The organism is Mesorhizobium sp. B2-7-1, assembly GCF_006440735.1.
GTDB lineage: Bacteria > Pseudomonadota > Alphaproteobacteria > Rhizobiales > Rhizobiaceae > Mesorhizobium.
Map to the genome: position 1 here is coordinate 62,122 of NZ_VFUA01000012.1, position 16,941 is coordinate 79,062.

The 16,941-nt window shown below is 65.2% G+C and carries 13 protein-coding genes; 12 read left to right on the forward strand and 1 reads right to left on the reverse strand.

Annotation, left to right across the window (positions count from 1 at the left end):
- Positions 1 to 2 precede the first annotated feature (2 nt).
- A complete protein-coding gene (locus FJ471_RS07525) occupies positions 3 to 680 on the reverse strand; it encodes a GntR family transcriptional regulator (protein WP_140802538.1) in 678 nt (225 codons plus the stop codon).
- A 140-nt stretch (positions 681 to 820) separates the two neighbouring features.
- Here FJ471_RS07525 and FJ471_RS07530 point away from each other — a divergent pair, with 140 nt between their 5' ends.
- The 12 genes from FJ471_RS07530 (at position 821) to FJ471_RS07585 (ending at position 16,910) form a co-directional block, all read left to right on the forward strand.
- Positions 821 to 1,408, forward strand: a complete 588-nt coding sequence (locus FJ471_RS07530) for an amino acid synthesis family protein (RefSeq protein WP_140802539.1) — start codon at positions 821 to 823, stop codon at positions 1,406 to 1,408.
- A complete protein-coding gene (locus FJ471_RS35520; protein WP_140802540.1) occupies positions 1,401 to 3,227 on the forward strand; it encodes an alpha/beta fold hydrolase in 1,827 nt (608 codons plus the stop codon). The genes FJ471_RS07530 and FJ471_RS35520 overlap by 8 nt, the downstream gene beginning before the upstream one ends.
- A 7-nt stretch (positions 3,228 to 3,234) precedes the next feature.
- Positions 3,235 to 4,287, forward strand: coding sequence for an LLM class flavin-dependent oxidoreductase (locus FJ471_RS07540; protein WP_140802541.1), 1,053 nt, complete (start codon positions 3,235 to 3,237; stop codon positions 4,285 to 4,287).
- Entirely contained in the window at positions 4,284 to 5,759 is a 1,476-nt protein-coding gene (locus FJ471_RS07545; protein ID WP_140802542.1) for an aldehyde dehydrogenase, read from the forward strand. The genes FJ471_RS07540 and FJ471_RS07545 overlap by 4 nt, the downstream gene beginning before the upstream one ends.
- Before the next feature lie 65 nt (positions 5,760 to 5,824).
- Entirely contained in the window at positions 5,825 to 6,829 is a 1,005-nt protein-coding gene (locus FJ471_RS07550) for an ABC transporter substrate-binding protein (RefSeq protein ID WP_140802543.1), read from the forward strand.
- Positions 6,830 to 6,897: 68 nt separating this feature from the next.
- A complete protein-coding gene (locus tag FJ471_RS07555; RefSeq protein ID WP_140802544.1) occupies positions 6,898 to 7,758 on the forward strand; it encodes an ABC transporter permease in 861 nt (286 codons plus the stop codon).
- A 1-nt stretch (position 7,759) separates the two neighbouring features.
- Positions 7,760 to 8,560: an ABC transporter permease gene (locus tag FJ471_RS07560; RefSeq protein ID WP_140802545.1), complete on the forward strand. Its 801-nt coding sequence runs from the start codon at positions 7,760 to 7,762 to the stop codon at positions 8,558 to 8,560.
- A complete protein-coding gene (locus tag FJ471_RS07565; protein ID WP_140802546.1) occupies positions 8,557 to 9,633 on the forward strand; it encodes an ABC transporter ATP-binding protein in 1,077 nt (358 codons plus the stop codon). Before FJ471_RS07560 ends, FJ471_RS07565 begins: the two co-directional genes overlap by 4 nt.
- Positions 9,634 to 9,867: 234 nt before the next feature.
- Complete coding sequence (locus FJ471_RS07570) at positions 9,868 to 11,079, forward strand: efflux RND transporter periplasmic adaptor subunit (RefSeq protein WP_140802547.1); 1,212 nt, start codon at positions 9,868 to 9,870, stop codon at positions 11,077 to 11,079.
- Complete coding sequence (locus FJ471_RS07575) at positions 11,079 to 14,237, forward strand: efflux RND transporter permease subunit (RefSeq protein WP_140802548.1); 3,159 nt, start codon at positions 11,079 to 11,081, stop codon at positions 14,235 to 14,237. The genes FJ471_RS07570 and FJ471_RS07575 overlap by 1 nt, the downstream gene beginning before the upstream one ends.
- Positions 14,238 to 14,445: 208 nt before the next feature.
- Positions 14,446 to 15,660, forward strand: a complete 1,215-nt coding sequence (locus FJ471_RS07580; protein ID WP_140802549.1) for an ROK family transcriptional regulator — start codon at positions 14,446 to 14,448, stop codon at positions 15,658 to 15,660.
- On the forward strand, positions 15,657 to 16,910 hold the full coding sequence (locus tag FJ471_RS07585) for a M20/M25/M40 family metallo-hydrolase (RefSeq protein WP_140802550.1): 1,254 nt from the start codon (positions 15,657 to 15,659) through the stop codon (positions 16,908 to 16,910). Before FJ471_RS07580 ends, FJ471_RS07585 begins: the two co-directional genes overlap by 4 nt.
- Positions 16,911 to 16,941 lie beyond the last annotated feature (31 nt).

Below are 16,941 nucleotides of genomic sequence, written 5' to 3' on the forward strand. Positions count from 1 at the left end.
GCCTAAAGCGACCCCAACCGAAGCGCGTGGCGCGCGATTTGCCAGGCGGTCTCCACATGCCGCCGGGCCGCCGCCTCGGCCGCCTCCGGCTTGCGCGAGCGGATCGCATCCATGATCGCGTGCATTTCGGCGATCGCCGGCTCGCGGCGGTTCTGCGACAGGATCGTCATCGAACGCAGCTGGTTGATGCGGACATTGAGACCGGTGACGATCTCCCAGGCGATGCGCTTGTCGGCGGCCTCGAACAGCACCTCGTAGAAGCTCGCCGTCGCCCGCATCACCTCGGCCGGCACGCCAGACGCCCACGCCTCGAGCAGCTTTGTCAGCGCCGCATCGAGCAAGGCGATCTGATCGTCGGTGGCCGAGGTGGCGCAGGCCCTCGCCGCGATGCCTTCCAGCAGCGCGCGCAGCTCGTAGATCTCGTCGGTCCGGCCGAGATCGGGCTTCGCTACGGCCGGCCCATGCCCGGGTATCATCTGCACCAGGCCTTCGGTCTCAAGCTGCCGCAATACCTCGCGCACGACCGAACGGCTGACCCCGAGCTGATCGCATAGCGGCCGCTCGACCAGCCTTTCGCCGGGCTGGAAATGGAAATCCATGATCGCCTCGCGCATGCGCTCCAGCGCCAGCGTCCTCAACGTCTTGGCGGAGCGGTCGATACGAAGCGTGTCGTCAGCCATTTTTCCCTGAATCCCTGGCCTCGTCACAAAAACAGATTCCATGACCGGTTGACAAGGCACTTGGCACTCCATAGCATGGTATACCATAAGACGATATAGAAATCGATGCGGTCGCGAGCGGCTTCATCCCGAGGAATTCCATGCAGCCGGCCATTCGCAAGATCGTGACCTATACCGAGAACACGCTGATCGAAGGCGGCAGGGCAGCGCCCAGGCCATTGCGCCTGATCGGCGTCGCCGCGGTGCTCACCAACCCATGGGCCGGCCGCGGCTTCATCGAGGATCTCTCTCCCGAAATCCGCGCCTTCGCGCCGGTACTTGGCGAAACGCTGACCAACGAGATCATCGGTATCGCGGGCTCCGGCGAAGCCATCGAAGGCTATGGCAAGGCGGCCATCTGCGGCACGTCGGGCGAGGTCGAGCATGCGTCGGCGCTGATCCACACGCTGCATTTCGGCAACCATTATCGCCGCGCCGTCGGCGCCAAGACCTACCTCGCCTTCACCAATCTGCGCGGCGGTCCGAACACCCCGATCATGATCCCGTTGATGGACAAGAACGACGAAGGCCGCCGCTCGCATTACCTGACCGTGCATTTCCAGATCGGCGACGCCCCTGCGCCCGACGAGCTGGTGGTGGCGCTCGGCGCTTCGATCGGCGGCCGCCCGCATCACCGCATCGGCGACCGCTACCAGGATCTGAAGCAGTTCGGAGACCTGCATGGCTGACGCCACGATGATCCGCAGCAAGGCTCCCGACGGCACCGGGTTCATCCGCGCCGGTTCGGGCGCGCCGGTGCTGCTCATCCACGGCGTCGGCATGGACGCCGCGATCTGGCAGCCGCAGATCGCCGCCATGCAGGACCGCTTCGACGTCATCGCCATTGACATGCTCGGCCACGGCGCTTCGCCTTTGCCTCCGGAGGACGCCGACCTCTCCGACTTCGCCGGTCAGGCGATCCGCCTGCTTGATCATCTTGGCCTGGATCGCGTCGCCCTCATCGGCCACTCGATGGGTGCGCTGGTTGCGCAGGAAATCGCGCTTCGCGCGCCCGCTCGCGTCGGCGCCGTCGTATGCCTCAACGCCGTCTTCCGGCGTCCGCCCGAGCTCGCGCAAGCGGTGCGCGAACGGGCGGCGGCGCTCGGCGGCCCTGGCGATCCGGCGGCCATCGCCGCGACGATCGCACGCTGGTTCGGCAATCCGATTCCGCCGGCTCTTTCGGATGCGGCCGCGACGGCCCGCGCGGCGCTCGAAAGCGTCGACGCCGAGGGCTATGCCCGCACCTATCGCCTCTTTGCCAGCGCCGATACCGCGCACGCCGATCACCTCGCCGACCTCGTGGCACCGGCACTGTTCATGACCGGCTCGGAAGATCGCAACTCGACCCCCGCCATGTCGGCGGCGATGGCGCGGCTCGCGCCGACCGGGCAATGCCTGGTGCTCGCCGGCGAAAAGCACATGATGACAATCGCTTCGCCGCAAAAGGTGACTCAGCGCATCACGGCCTTTCTCGACCAGGTCGCGGCTGTTCAGCCTCAGGCGGCGAAAGTCGATCCCTCATCCGACGCCCCCGCATTCGACGCCATGGAGTTCCGGCGCGCGCTGGGCTCCTTCCTGACCGGCGTCACCATCGTCACCACGATCGACGAGACCGGCGATGCGCGCGGCTTCACCGCCAACTCCTTCACCTCGGTCTCGCTCGATCCGCCGCTGGTGCTGGTCTGCATCGCCAAGAAGGCGCTGGGGCATCAGGCCTTCTCGACCTCGAGAGGCTTCGCCATCAACATCCTGGCGGAAGCCCAGAAAGCGGCGTCCGGCATCTTCGCCTCAAAGGCCGCCGACAAGTTCGCCTCCGTGGCTTGGCAGTCCGGACAGACCGGCAATCCGCTGATCGACGGGTCGGTCGCGGTGTTCGATTGCGGCATGGAGCAACTGGTCGACGCCGGCGACCATTCGATCCTCATCGGCCGTGTCCATGACTTCAGCCACAATGGAGCGCAGCCACTCGGCTACTGCCGCGGCGCCTATGTCACGCCGGGTCTGAGCCAGGAGGCACTCGCGGCGGCCGCCCCGCCCGGCACCGAGGTCGGCGCGATCCTCGAGAACGAAGGTCGCGTGCTCTTCTTCGAAACCGCCGAGGGGTCCTACCAATTGCCGGCCGGCCGGGGCCTCGGTGCAGCGAGCGATGCCAGCAGCCTCAGGGGGAAACTCGCCGCCAGGGCGATCGAGGCCGATCTCGGCTTCCTCTACGCGGTTTGGGACGACGCGTCGGATGCCGCGCGCACCCACGTCTATTATCGCGGGACGGTGGATGCCCCTGTCTCCGGCGACGGCCAGATCCGCTTTGTCGAGATCGAACGCATTGCCGAACTGAAGATCGCCGACCCGGCAGTGCGTTCGATGCTCACCCGCTACGCGCGCGAGCGCGCCGAGGACACGTTCGGCGTCTATGTCGGCAACGAGGTCGAAGGCGAGGTCCGGCCGCTCGCCAGGCCGGCGCCGTCGTCGCCAATCCATTCCGACCCAATCCATTCCGGCCAGCGGTGAGAGACTGATGAAGTTTTCGCTTTTCGTCCATATGGAGCGCTCGGATCTCGCCAAGCCGCATTCCGAATTGGTGGCGGAACTGGAAGAACTCGTGCTGCTGGCGGAAGCGGCAGATTTCGAGACGGCCTGGATCGGCGAGCATCACGGGATGGAATTCACCATCTCGCCGAACCCGTTCATCAACATCGCCTATCTCGCCGCGAAGACGAAAACCATCCGGCTCGGCACCGGCACGATCATCGCGCCCTTCTGGCATCCGATCAAACTCGCCGGCGAAGCGGCGATGGCCGATGTCATCACCGGCGGCAGGCTGGACCTGGGCATCGCGCGCGGCGCCTACAGCTATGAGTATCAGCGTGTCTTTCCGGGGCTTGATGCCTGGGGCGCCGGCCAGCGCATGCGCGAGATCATCCCGGCCATCCGTGGCCTCTGGGACGGCGACTACGAGCACACTGGCGAATTCTGGCAATTCCCGCCGACCACATCCTCGCCGAAGCCTTCGCAAAAACCCTACCCGCCGATCTGGGTGGCCGCGCGCGATCCGAACTCGCACGATTTCGCGGTCGCCAACAAATGCCAGGTGCAGGTGACGCCGCTTGCCTCCGGCGATGGCGAAGTGGCGAGCCTGATGGAGCGCTTCAACGCCGCCTGCCAGGCCCATCCGGACATCGCGCGGCCGGAAATCATGCTCTTGATGCACACCTTCGTCGCAGAGGACGCCGCCGACGCCGAACGGCTGACGCAGGACCTGTCGCAATTCTACTGCCAGTTCGGCGCCTGGTTCCAGAACAAGAAGCCTGTGCGCCAGGGCGTGCTTGAGCCACTGACCGAGAACGAGATCGCGGCGATGCCGCAATACGCGCCCGACAAGATCCGGCAGAACCTCGTCATCGGCGAGGCCGACGAGGTGATCGCCAGGCTGAAGACCTACGAGGCGCAGGGCTACGACCAGTACTCGATCTGGATCGACAGCGGTCTCTCGCATGAGCGCAAGAAGAAATCGCTGCAGCTGTTCATCGATAAGGTGATGCCGGCCTTCCAGGAGGCAGGGTCGCGATGAGCAGCACCGCCTTCAGAAACTACATAGACGGCCAGTTCACTGAGCCCACTTCCACCTTCGACAGTATCGATCCGTCGACAGGCTTGCCCTGGGCGGCGATGCCGGCCGCGTCCATTGCCGATACCGACCGCGCCGTGGAGGCCGCGCACCGGGCGCTGCGTTCCGGCCCCTGGGCCGCGATGACCGCGACCGCGCGCGGAAAACTGCTGGTGAAGCTTGGCGATCTCGTCGCCGCCAATGCCGGCCGGCTGGCCGAATTGGAAACGCGCGACACCGGCAAGATCATCCGCGAGACGCGCGCCCAGATCGCCTATGTCGGCGACTATTACCGCTATTATGGCGGGCTGGCCGACAAGCACGAAGGCGCCTTCATCCCGATCGACAAGCCCGACATGGAAGTGACGGTACGGCCCGAGCCGATCGGCGTCGTCGCCGCCGTCGTGCCGTGGAACTCGCAGCTCTTCCTGTCGGCGGTCAAGCTCGGTCCGGCGCTGGCCGCCGGCTGCACCGTCGTGCTCAAGGCGTCCGAGGATGGCCCGGCGCCGCTGCTCGCTTTCGCCGAGTTGGTTAGCGAAGCCGGCTTTCCAGCCGGCAGCGTCAACATCATTACCGGCTTCGGCCATGATTGCGGGCATCGCCTGACCAGCCATCCGCTGGTCGCCCGCGTCGCCTTCACCGGCGGTCCGGCGACCGCCCGGCGGATCGTGGCCAACACGGCCGAGAACCTCGCCTACACGACGCTCGAGCTCGGCGGCAAAAGCCCGGTCGTCGTCTTCGCCGACGCCGATCTCGACAGCGCCGCCAACGCCGTTGTCGCCGGCATCTTCGCGGCGACCGGCCAGAGCTGCGTCGCCGGCTCGCGGCTTTTGGTCGAGCGTTCGGTCAAGGACGATTTCCTTGCGCGGCTGAAACGCAAGGCCGAGGCCATCGTCATCGGCGACCCGCAGGACCCGGCGACCGAGATGGGCCCGCTGGCGACGGCGCGCCAGCGCGAAAGGATCGAGGCGATCGTCGCGCAAAGCCTGGCGACGGGTGGGCGGCTGGTCACCGGCGGCGCGCGGCCTAAGGACAAGGCAAACGGATACTACTACGCGCCGACGATCATCGAGGCGCGGGATCAGACGCTCGCCTGCGTGCGCGAAGAGCTGTTCGGACCGGTGCTGAGCGCAATCGCCTTCGGCAGCGAGGCCGAGGCGCTGGCTTTGGCTAACGACACGCAATTCGGGCTCGCTTCCGGCGTCTTCACCTTGAATCTCGCCAAGGCGCATCGCATGGCGCGCGGCATCCATGCGGGCGTCGTCTGGGTCAACACCTACCGCGCCGTCTCGCCGCTGGTTCCCTTCGGCGGCTATGGCCTTTCCGGTCTCGGCCGCGAAGGCGGCCTCGATGCGATCCGCGACTACACGCGCTCGAAATCGGTGTGGATCCGCACCTCGGACGACCCGATCCCCGATCCCTTCGTCATGCGCTGAAACGGCGTGGCGAAGGTTGGACTGACAAGAACAAGAAACGGAACAACCAATCAGAGGAGAATGACATGAAACTGATTTTCGCCGGCATCCTTGCCGGGTTGATGGCGACCACCGCCGCCAAGGCCGACGAGATGGTGTTCACCAGCTGGGGTGGAACGACGCAGGAGGCCCAGACCAAGTCCTGGGCTGAGCCGTTCTCCGCCTCGTCGGGCATCAAGGTGCTGCAGGACGGTCCGACCGATTACGGCAAGCTGAAAGCCATGGTCGACGCCAAGAACGTCACCTGGGACGTCGTCGACGTCGAGATGGACTTCGCCATCAAGGCGGCCAAGGACGGCCTGCTCGAGCCGATCGACTTCGCCGTCGTGCCGAAGGACGATCTCGACCCGCGCTTCTCGAACGAGAATGCCGTCGGCAGCTTCTATTATTCCTTCGTGCTCGCCTGGAACAAAAGCGCCGTCTCCGGCGAGCCGGCAAGCTGGGCCGACATGTTCGACACCAAGAAATTTCCCGGAAAGCGCACCTTCTACAAATGGTCGGCGCCGGGTGTGATCGAGATCGCGCTGCTCGCCGACGGCGTGCCGGCCGACAAGCTCTATCCGCTTGATCTCGACCGCGCCTTCAAGAAGCTCGACACCATCAAGTCCGACATCGTCTGGTGGGGTGGCGGTGCGGAGTCGCAGCAGCTGATCGCTTCCGGCGAGGCCGCCTTCGGCCAGCTCTGGAACGGCCGCGTCTTCGCGCTGGAGAAGGACGGCGCCGATGTCGGCGTCTCCTGGAACCAGAACTTGACCGCCGCCGACGTGCTTGTCGTGCCGAAGGGCGCCAAGAACAAGGACGCCGCCATGAAATTCCTCGCCGCGGCGACCAGCCCGACCGGTCAGGCGAAATTCGCCGAGGCGAGCGGCTACGCGCCGATCAACACCAAGGCCAAGGCCGAGATGCCGGCCGATGTGGTCAAGGGCCTGCCCGACGCTCATGTCGACAGCCAGATCAATCTCGATATGAACTACTGGGCCGAGCATCGCGACGAGATCGCCACGCGCTGGTACGCCTGGCAGGCGAAGTGACGCCCTTTCTTTCATGACAAAACTCGGAACGGCGCTGGCCGTCCCGATCCGCAATCCGGGATACCGCCATGTCGGTGGAAGCACAGCAAGGAATCGCAACCCCGCGAATACCGGCAGGCCTCGGCGGCCTGCTTCCGGCGTTGATCCTGATCGGACTGTTTTTCGTCGTGCCGGTACTGGCGCTGTTGCTGCGCAGCGTCACCGACCCCGCTCCGGGCCTGCAGAATTATGCGGCGCTGCTGGGCGACGGCACATATGCGCGGGTGTTCTTCAACACTTTTCTGGTCGCCGCCGTCGTCACCATCGTCACCGTGCTCGTCGCCTTCCCGGTCGCCTGGATGCTGGCGATCATGCCGCCCGTACTGGCCTCGATCCTGTTCGGCATCATCATCCTGTCGATGTGGACGAACCTGTTGACCCGCACCTATGCCTGGATGGTGCTCCTGCAGCGCACCGGCGTCATCAACCGGGCGCTGATGGGCGCCGGCATCATCGACCAGCCGCTGCCACTCATCAACAACCTCACCGGCGTCACCATCGGCATGGTCTACATCATGCTGCCCTTCATGATCCTGCCGCTGGTCGGCACCTTGCGCGCGATCGATCCGATGACCTTGCGCGCCGCCGCGCTCTGTGGTGCCAGCCCGCTGGCAGCATTCCGCCGCATCCTTTTGCCGCTCTCGCTGCCCGGCATCGCCGCCGGCGGGTTGATGGTCTTCGTCATGTCGCTCGGTTATTTCGTCACGCCCGCCTTGCTCGGCGGCACGTCGAACATGATGCTCGCCGAAATGATCGCGCAGATGATCCAGTCGCTGCTCAACTGGGGTCTGGGCAGCGCAGCCGCCTTCATCCTGCTCGTCGTCACCATGGCGCTCTATGCGCTGCAGCTGCGCCTTGTCGGCGCCAGACGCACGACGGGAGGCGCCTGAGATGCTGCTCGACTATGACCGCCTCGGCTGGCTGAAGGCAGCACTGCTCGCCTTCACCGCACTGGTCGCCGCCTTCCTGCTGCTGCCCGTGGTCTTCATCGTGCTGCTCTCCTTCGGCTCGTCGCGCTGGCTGGCCTTCCCGCCGCCCGGCTGGACGCTGAAATGGTACCAAGAGCTGTTTGCCGATCCGTCCTGGATTGAGGCCGCGCTGACCAGCGCCCGCATCGCCACGATGACGGCGATCCTCGCCGTCACCATCGGCCTGCTCGCTTCCTTCGCGCTGGTGCGCGGCCAGTTCCGAGGCCGCGAGATCCTGCGCGGACTGCTGCTCACGCCGATGGTGCTGCCGGTGGTCGTCTTCGCCATCGCCATTTACGCCTTTTTCTTGAGACTTGGCCTCGGCGGCACCACGATCGGTTTCGTCGTCGCTCACACCGTGCTTGCGCTGCCCTTCGCCATCATCCCGATGGCCACCGCGCTCGAAGGCTTCGACAAGTCGATCGAGGATGCGGCCATCGTCTGCGGCGCGAGCCCGCTCCAGGCCAAGCTTCGCATCACTCTGCCGTCGATCCGCATCGGCATCTTCTCCGCCGCGATCTTTTCCTTCCTGGCCTCCTGGGACGAGGTGGTGGTGGCGATCTTCATGGCGAGCCCCACCTTGCAGACCTTGCCGGTCAAGATCTGGGGCAGCCTCCGCTCGGACCTCACGCCTGTGATCGCCGCCGCCTCCAGCCTGCTGGTCGCGCTCACGCTGGCCCTGATGATCGTGACGGCACTCTTGCGCCGAAAGCTCCAGACATGACCCAGCCCTTTCTCTCGATCCGCAAATTGCGCAAGGCGTTCGGCGCCTTCACCGCCGTTCACGATGTGACGCTGGATATTCCGAAGGGCGAGTTCCTGACCTTCCTCGGACCGTCCGGCTCGGGTAAATCGACCACGCTCTACGCCATCGCCGGCTTCCAGGACCCGACGTCGGGCGATGTCTTGCTGCAGGACAAATCGCTGCTGTCGGTGCCCTCGCACAAGCGCAACATCGGCATGGTCTTCCAGCGCTACACGCTGTTCCCGCATCTGAGCGTCGCCGAAAACGTCGCCTTCCCGCTCCGCGTTCGCCGCCGGCCCGAGGCCGAGGTCAAGCGCAAGGTCGCCGACATGCTCGCCCTGGTGCGGCTGGAGAACTTCGCCGAGCGTCTGCCCGCCGCGCTCTCGGGCGGCCAGCAGCAGCGCGTCGCGCTTGCCCGGGCGCTTGCCTACGATCCACCGATCCTTTTGATGGACGAGCCGCTCTCGGCGCTCGACAAGAAGCTGCGCGAGGAGATCCAGGCCGAGATCCGTCGCATCCATCGCGAGACCGGCGTCACCATCCTTTACGTCACCCACGACCAGGAAGAAGCGCTGCATCTGTCGGACCGCATCGCGCTCTTCCGCGATGGCCGTATCGAGCAGATCGGCACCGGCGAGGACCTTTACCTGAGGCCCACCACCGATTTCGTCGCAGGCTTCATCGGCAACTCGAATTTCCTCGCCGCCGAGCATCTGGAAACCGTGGGCGGCGCTTCCACCATCCGCCTCGCCGACGGCGCGCTTGTCTCCGGCATTAATGCCAATGGCAGCTTCGCCCCCGGGCAGAAAACCAGGCTGATGATCAGGCCGGAAGCGTTCCGCCTGGAGCGCTCGCCGAACAATGCGGAACTTTCGGTCGAGATCGTCGATGTCGCCTTCTACGGCGAGCGCCGCCGCATTGTGGCGCGCACGAGCGCCGGACAGGAAATCGACATCCGGCCGACCTCCGCAGCGCTTGCCGCGCAGGATGTTGCATCGTCTCATCGCCCGGTGTTTTTCGATCCGGGCGCGGCGTTCCTGTTTCCCGCCTGAGCAATTGATTGTCGCTCCGGTTCGGGCCCGGGCTATGAACAAATTTTGATTTTGCCGCGATGGTACGGTCAAGACGGCCTCACGCAACCTTGAATGCCGCAGCGCAACATGACCGATCTGTAAGCTGACAGCGCAGCGCCGGCAGGACTACTGTCGCGCCAATCGACGAGGTCGATCCCAACCTCCAACCATCCTGAAACGGCTAGATATTCTGGCCCGCAGATGGACGGCACCATGAGCATTTCATCAACACGACAACCCGTTCGCAACCGGCCGAAGCGCTCTCGCAGCATCGTGCTTTTGGCCGCGCTCATCCTGCTTGGCGGCGGCTATGGCCTGTGGCGCAACCATGCCCAGGCAAAGGCAGCGGCGACCGCTGCGTCGGCGCAGCCCGCGCCCAAGGTCCCGGTCACCGTCGCCACCGTGCGGAAGGCCGATTTCCCCCTTTACCTCTACGGGCTCGGCACGGTGACGCCGTTGAACAGCGTCAGCATCTCCAGCCGTGTCGCCGGCGTCGTCGACCAGGTTCCGGTCGACCAGGGGCAGATGGTCAAGCAGGGCGACCTGCTCGCCGAGATCGACCCTCGCCCCTATCAGGCGGTGCTCGATCAGGCGAAAGCCAAGCAGGCTGAGGACGAAGCGACATTGAAGAACGCGCAAGTCGTGCTCAATCGCCTTTCCACGCTGCTCAAAAAGACCTTCGAAACCCAGCAGGACGTCGATAATCAGCAGGCGGTGGTCACGACCACTGCCGCAACGATAGAGGGCGACAAGGCCGCCATTGAGGCGGCGCAACTCAATCTCGATTTCACCAGGATCATCGCGCCGCTGGCCGGCAAGACGAGCTTCCGCACCATCGATCCGGGCAACATCGTGCAGGCCGGCCAGAGTCCCGGGCTTTTCACGGTCGTGCAGCTTCAGCCCATCTACGTTTCGTTCACGCAGCCGCAGGACGAAGTCGCAACCATCAACAAGGTGTTCGCGGCCGGCGCCGTGCCGATCGACACGCTTGGCGCGGACATGAAGACCGTGCTGGCCAGCGGCAAGCTGGAAGCGGTCCAGAACCAGGTCGATCAGGCCTCCGGCACAATTTCGCTCAAGGCGACATTCGCGAACCAGGACAATGCATTGTGGCCGGGTCTTTCCGTCAGCACGCGCATACGCATCGGCACGATGTCCGGCGCGATCGTGGTGCCGGACGAAGCCGTCCAGCATGGTCCTGACGGGCTCTTCACCTATGTCGTCGGCGACGACGGCAAGGTCCATCGGCAGACCGTCAAGACAGGCCCTTCGGACGGCGGCGAGACGGTCGTCACCGACGGCTTGAATCCTGGGCAGCGGGTGGTGGTTGCCGGTCAATACCGGGTGGTCGATGGCGCAAGCGTCGACGCCACCACGGCTTCCGCCGCCGGACAGACGCAAGGCAATTCCGGAGGTGCAAGCTGATGGCTGCGATCGGTGTTTCCACGCCTTTCATCCGCTACCCGGTCGCCACCTCGCTGTTGATGATCGGCGTGTTGTTCGTCGGCGTGGTCGCTTATCTCAACCTGCCGGTCGCACCGATGCCCAACGTCGACTTCCCGACGATCCAGGTGTCCACCAGCCTGCCGGGCGCCGACCCGATCACCATAGCGTCGTCGGTGACCCAGCCGCTCGAGACGCAGTTCGCGCAGATCCCCGGCATCGCCGAGATGACGTCGAGCAGCCTGTCCGGTTCCAGCCAGATCACCCTGCAATTCGCTCTCGACGTCGACATCGCCGCGGCCGCCGGGCTGGTGCAGTCGGCCATCAATGCCGCCGGCGGGCAATTGCCAAAGAACCTGCCCAATCCCCCGACCTACAGGGAGGTCAATCCGACGGATTCGCCGATCATGCTGATCGGCGCGAGCTCGACCGACCTGCCGCTGACGACGCTGAGCGACGACGTCTACACCAAGCTTGCGCAGGTGATCAGCCATGTCGACGGCGTCGGCCAGGTCCTGGTCGGCGGCCAGCAGACGCCGTCGATCCGCGTCCAGCTCGATCCGGCCAAATTAGCGGCAAGGGGCCTGTCGCTGGAGGCGGTACGCACGCCGCTCTCGATCGGCACCGTGGACCTGCCCAAGGGCAACATTCAGGGCGAAGTGCGCTCCTTCACCATCTTCTCCAACGACCAGATGACCGCCGCCGACGACTGGAACAACGCCATCATCGCCTATCGCGACGGTGCGCCGGTGCGGGTCAAGGATGTCGGCCGGGCGGTGCTCGACGCGCAGGACTACACCCAGGCCGGCTGGGCCGACACGACGCGCGGCGTCGTGCTTGTCATCTTCAAGGAGCCGGGCGCCAACATCATCGACACGGTCGACAAGATCAAGGCCGAGCTGCCGATGCTGACCGCCTCGATGCCGGCGTCGCTCAAGCTGCAGGTTCTTTCCGACCGCACCCAGACCATCCGCGCTTCGGTGGCGGACGTGCAGTTCACGCTGCTGCTCACCATCGGGCTGGTCGTGATGGTGATCTTCCTGTTTCTGCGCAATGTCTGGGCAACGGCCATCCCCGCCTTCACCGTGCCGCTGGCACTGCTTGGCACCTGCGGCCTGATGTGGTCCGCCGGCTATTCGATCGACAATCTGTCGCTGATGGCCTTGACGATTTCCATCGGCTTCGTCGTCGACGACGCCATCGTCATGCTGGAAAACATCGTCCGCTACATCGAGCACGGCGAGAAGCCGATGCAGGCCGCGATCCGCGGCGCTAGCGAGATCGGCTTCACCATCATGTCGATCTCGATTTCGCTGGTGGCGGTGCTGATCCCGCTGCTCCTGATGAGCGGCATCATCGGCCGCCTGTTCAAGGAGTTCGCCGTCACGCTGGCGATGACAATCCTGGTCTCGGCCTGCGTTTCGCTGACCCTGACCCCGATGCTCGCCTCGCGCTTCATCAAGCCGGCGGCCGAGGAGCATCACGGCAGGCTCTACCGCTGGAGCGAAAGCGTCTTCGATGGCATGCTGCGCGCCTATGAGCGCGGCCTCGACCGGGCGCTCAGGCATCGCTTCATCACGCTTCTGGCGTTCCTGACCTGCGTCGGGCTGACCGGCTATTTCTTCACCCTCGTCCCGAGCGGGTTCTTCCCGCAGCAGGACACCGGCCTGATCTTCGGCCAGGTGATCGCCGGCCAGGATGTCTCCACCGGCCAGATGCAGTCCTACATGGCGCAGTTCGCCGGGATCGTCTCCAAGGATCCGGCGGTGGCGCATTTCGCGGCATCGACCGGCGGCAGCGGCAACACGCAGAACACCGGCCGCATGTTCATCCAGCTGAAGCCGCGCGACGAGCGCGACGCTTCGGCCGACCAGATCATCCGGCGATTGCAGCCGAAGCTGTCGGCCGTCCAGGGCGCGCGCCTGTTCATGCAGGCTTCGCAGGACGTGCGCGTCGGCGGCAAGCTCTCCGCCTCGCAATACCAGTATGTGCTGGAGAGCAGCGATCTGGACTCGCTGGATGGCTGGGCACCCAAGCTGTTGACGGCTTTGCAGCGCCTGCGCGAATTGCGGGACGTCTCGACCGACCAGATGAGTTCCGGCACGACGCTCACATTGCAGGTCGACCGCGACCAGGCGGCCCGCTATGGCCTGACGGCGAACGACGTCGACAACACGCTCAACGACGCCTTCGGCCAGCGCCAGATCGCACAATACTTCACGCAGCTTTCAACCTATGACGTGATCCTCGAGGTGCTGCCGTCGCTGCGCGGAAACCTCAGGGCGCTCGACCAGATCTATCTGACCACGTCGAGCGGTTCGCAGGTGCCGCTTTCGGCCATCGCCAAATGGACGACGAAGCCGGTGCAGCCGCTGGTCATCAACCATGAAGGCCAGTTCCCGTCGGTGACGATCAGCTTCAACCTGGCGCCCGGCGTGGCGCTCGGCCAAGCCACTGCCGCGATCGACCGGACCGCTGCTCAGATGGGGTTGCCCGCGACCATCCAGACCAATTACACCGGAACGGCGCAGGCCTTCCAGCAGTCGCTGTCATCGGTGCCGGTGCTCATCCTCGGCGCCTTGGTCGTGGTCTATTTGATCCTCGGCATCCTCTACGAAAGCTACATTCACCCGCTGACCATTCTGTCCACCCTGCCCTCGGCCGGGCTTGGCGCGCTCGGCACGCTGCTGGTCTTCCACATGGAGTTCAACCTGATCGGCCTGATCGGCGTCATCCTGCTCATCGGCATCGTGAAGAAGAACGGCATCATGATGGTCGACTTCGCCATCGCGGCCGAACGGGACCAGCATCTGAGTTCCCTGGAATCGATCCGCCAGGCCTGCCTGCTCAGGTTCCGGCCCATCATGATGACCACCATGGTCTCGATGCTCGGCGCACTGCCGCTGATGCTGGAGAACGGCACCGGGGCGGAGATCCGCCAGCCGCTCGGCTACACGATGTTCGGCGGACTGCTCGTCAGCCAGGCGCTGACGCTCTTCACCACGCCGGTGATCTATCTCTACCTCGACGGTCTTTCGCATTGGCTGAGCTCGTTCCGTGGACACGGAGAAGGCCATGACGAGCCGGAGCTCCCGCTGGACGAGGTCAGCCTTGCCCGACGCAAGCTGGCGGCCGAGTAGCTGCCGAGGCGGCGGGCACTCCGTTCTAAAAGCCAGGATTCTTTCGTAAGCCATTGATCATGATGGCGGTTATCTGGCTGAATTGCCGCCGGAATTCTGTCGGCATCCGCCGTACGGTCGTTGTTCCCAAGCGCTACAACGAGGCCGTTGACAAGCGAATGCTTGAATAATAAGTTCGGTTACAGAACGAATTAATCCGAGGCCCGCCGTGAGCGATCTGCCGCGTATTTCCCGACAGTTCTCGCAACGCTCCGTCATGGAGGCGATCGTCCAGGGCGGCCCCATATCGCGGGCCTCGATCTCCAAGCTCACCGGCCTCTCGAAGCAGACGATCTCGGAAATCGTGCGCGGCCTCGAGCAGGAAGGCTGGGTGCAGGAGACCGGACGCACCAGCGGCCATGTCGGACGCACCGCCGTCACTTACGAGCTCGTCCATGACGCCGCCTACATCATTGCCGTTGACCTCGGCGGCACCAAGGTGCGGGTCGCGCTGACCGATCTTGCCTGCCAGATCTTCGCCGAAGCGGCGACCCCGACCGACCCCCGTGGCGGGCAGTTCGTGGTCGACCAGATTGCCGCACTCGCTTTCCAAGCGGCGACCAAGCAGCGCATCCCACGCAAGAAGATCCGTCTTGCCGTCATCGGCGCGCCGGGTGCGCCGGACCCAGCGACCGGCCGCATCCTGCTTGCGCCGAATATCGCCGGCTTCGACGCCATGAATGTGCTCGACGCGTTTGAGAAGGCGCTCGGCGTCGCGGTGATGATCGAGAACGACGTCAATCTCGCCGTGCTCGGCGAGAATTGGCTGGGTCAGGGCCAGGGCATCGACAATCTCGCCTATATCGCGCTTGGCACCGGCGTCGGCAGCGGCCTGATGCTGGGCGGCCATCTGGTACGCGGCGCCACCCATGCGGCAGGGGAGATCGGTTTCATGCCGATCGGCGCCGATCCGTTCGCGGCGGAATCGCTGCACACCGGCGCGTTCGAGCGGGCGGTGGCGACGCATGCGATGACGGAGCGCTACAAGTCGCATACCGGCAAACAAATCGACGTTCCGGCGATCTTCGAGAAGGCGGTGGAGGGCGACAAGAACGCAATCGCCGTGCTCGATCAGACCGCCCGTTATCTGGCGCAGGGCATCGCGGCGATCGCAGCGGTCGCGAACCCAGAAAAAATCATTCTGGGCGGCTCGATCGGCCTGAGACCCGAGATCCTGTCCCGCGTACAAAATCTAATGCCGCACTGCTTCCCCTACCCTGTTACCGTCGAGGCCAGCGAGTTGGGTGCGCGCGCCGCGCTCATCGGCGCCGCCGCGATCGGCCTCGGCCAGTTGCACAACACGCTGTTCGGCGTCGACGCACCCGACGGCCGCATTTCGTTGCCGCCGGCCCAGGCCGCCGCTTTGAAGGAGGTCGCGCTGTGACCAGCGATATCGTCACCCGTTTGCAGGCGGCCCTTGATAGGGATCAGGCGTTGGCGCTGTTCCGCGGCGCCATCGGTCGCGAAAGCATCACCGGCAACGAGGCGAATTTCGTCGACTTCCTCGAAGCTAAAATGCGCGAGCTGGGACTGGGCGGCCTGAGCCGCGCGGATTTCCTGCCCGGCAGGCCGAACATCTGGGGCGAGCGCAAGGGTGCCGGCAATGGTAAGCGCCTGCTCTTCATCGGCCATACCGACACTGTTCATGTCGACGGCTGGAGCGAGCATTGGGCCGGCACCGAGCGCGAGGACCCGTTCGGTGCGCCCATAATCGACGGGGCGGTCTGGGGCCGCGGCTCGGGCGATCTCAAGGCGGGCATCACCGCTTCGCTGGCGGCGCTCGCGCTGCTCGACAAGGCCGGCATCCGCCTCAAGGGCGACGTCGCCTTCGCCTTTGTCGGCGATGAGGAAAGCGGCCAGCCCGGCACCGGCGTCTCCGCCGGCATCCAGCATTTCGTCAGCCGCATCGAAACCGGCGAGGTCGCGGCGCCCGATTTCACGGTCTATGTCGAGCCGACGCTGCTTGCCGTCTACGCCGCGCAGATCGGCTTCTTCATCACCGACATCACGATCACCGGCAAGTCGGCCTATTTCGGCGTGCCCGAGCTTGGCAAGGACGCGCTACGCGCCGCGCATGCCGCCATGACGGCGCTGTGGAAGCACTCGGATGACGTGGCGGCCCGCGCCGAGCACAAGCTGATCGGGCGCGGCTTCCTTTTGATCACCGGCCTTACCGGCGGCGGCTATATCGCCGTGCCGGAACGGTGCACGCTGTCTCTGATCCGCAAGCTCCTGCCGGGCGAGGACCTCGACACGGCGGCCGCCGAGATCGAGGCCGCGGTGCGCGGCGCCATCACCGACCCCGAGATCACCGTGGAGTTCGCCTATCCGGCCGGGCGCGACCACAGGCTGGGCGGCACCGCCGCCGAGATCGACGAGACGCGCGCCGAGGTCGCCATGCTTTCGCAATCGATGGCGGGTGCCATGGGCGGGCGCGGCGTGATCGAGGGCGCGCCCTTCTGGTCGGAATCGTCCTTCTTCGTCAACCGGCTCGGCATTCCCGCCATCTATTGCGCCCCGGGCGACATCCGCAACTGCCACACTTTCGAGGAGCACGTCGATGTCGAGGAATACCTCGCCGGCATCGTCGGCTTCGCAGCCTTCATGGCCCGCTACTGCGGCGTGGCCGACTGAACCACCAACGCAGCAAAAATGGGAGAACTAG

Bases quoted from the DNA above. Each gene is read 5' to 3' on its own strand.
- FJ471_RS07525 (WP_140802538.1), bottom strand. From the start codon at position 680: ATGGCTGACGACACGCTTCGTATCGACCGCTCCGCCAAGACGTTGAGG.
- FJ471_RS07530 (WP_140802539.1), top strand. From the start codon at position 821: ATGCAGCCGGCCATTCGCAAGATCGTGACCTATACCGAGAACACGCTG.
- FJ471_RS35520 (WP_140802540.1), top strand. From the start codon at position 1,401: ATGGCTGACGCCACGATGATCCGCAGCAAGGCTCCCGACGGCACCGGG.
- FJ471_RS07540 (WP_140802541.1), top strand. From the start codon at position 3,235: ATGAAGTTTTCGCTTTTCGTCCATATGGAGCGCTCGGATCTCGCCAAG.
- FJ471_RS07545 (WP_140802542.1), top strand. From the start codon at position 4,284: ATGAGCAGCACCGCCTTCAGAAACTACATAGACGGCCAGTTCACTGAG.
- FJ471_RS07550 (WP_140802543.1), top strand. From the start codon at position 5,825: ATGAAACTGATTTTCGCCGGCATCCTTGCCGGGTTGATGGCGACCACC.
- FJ471_RS07555 (WP_140802544.1), top strand. From the start codon at position 6,898: ATGTCGGTGGAAGCACAGCAAGGAATCGCAACCCCGCGAATACCGGCA.
- FJ471_RS07560 (WP_140802545.1), top strand. From the start codon at position 7,760: ATGCTGCTCGACTATGACCGCCTCGGCTGGCTGAAGGCAGCACTGCTC.
- FJ471_RS07565 (WP_140802546.1), top strand. From the start codon at position 8,557: ATGACCCAGCCCTTTCTCTCGATCCGCAAATTGCGCAAGGCGTTCGGC.
- FJ471_RS07570 (WP_140802547.1), top strand. From the start codon at position 9,868: ATGAGCATTTCATCAACACGACAACCCGTTCGCAACCGGCCGAAGCGC.
- FJ471_RS07575 (WP_140802548.1), top strand. From the start codon at position 11,079: ATGGCTGCGATCGGTGTTTCCACGCCTTTCATCCGCTACCCGGTCGCC.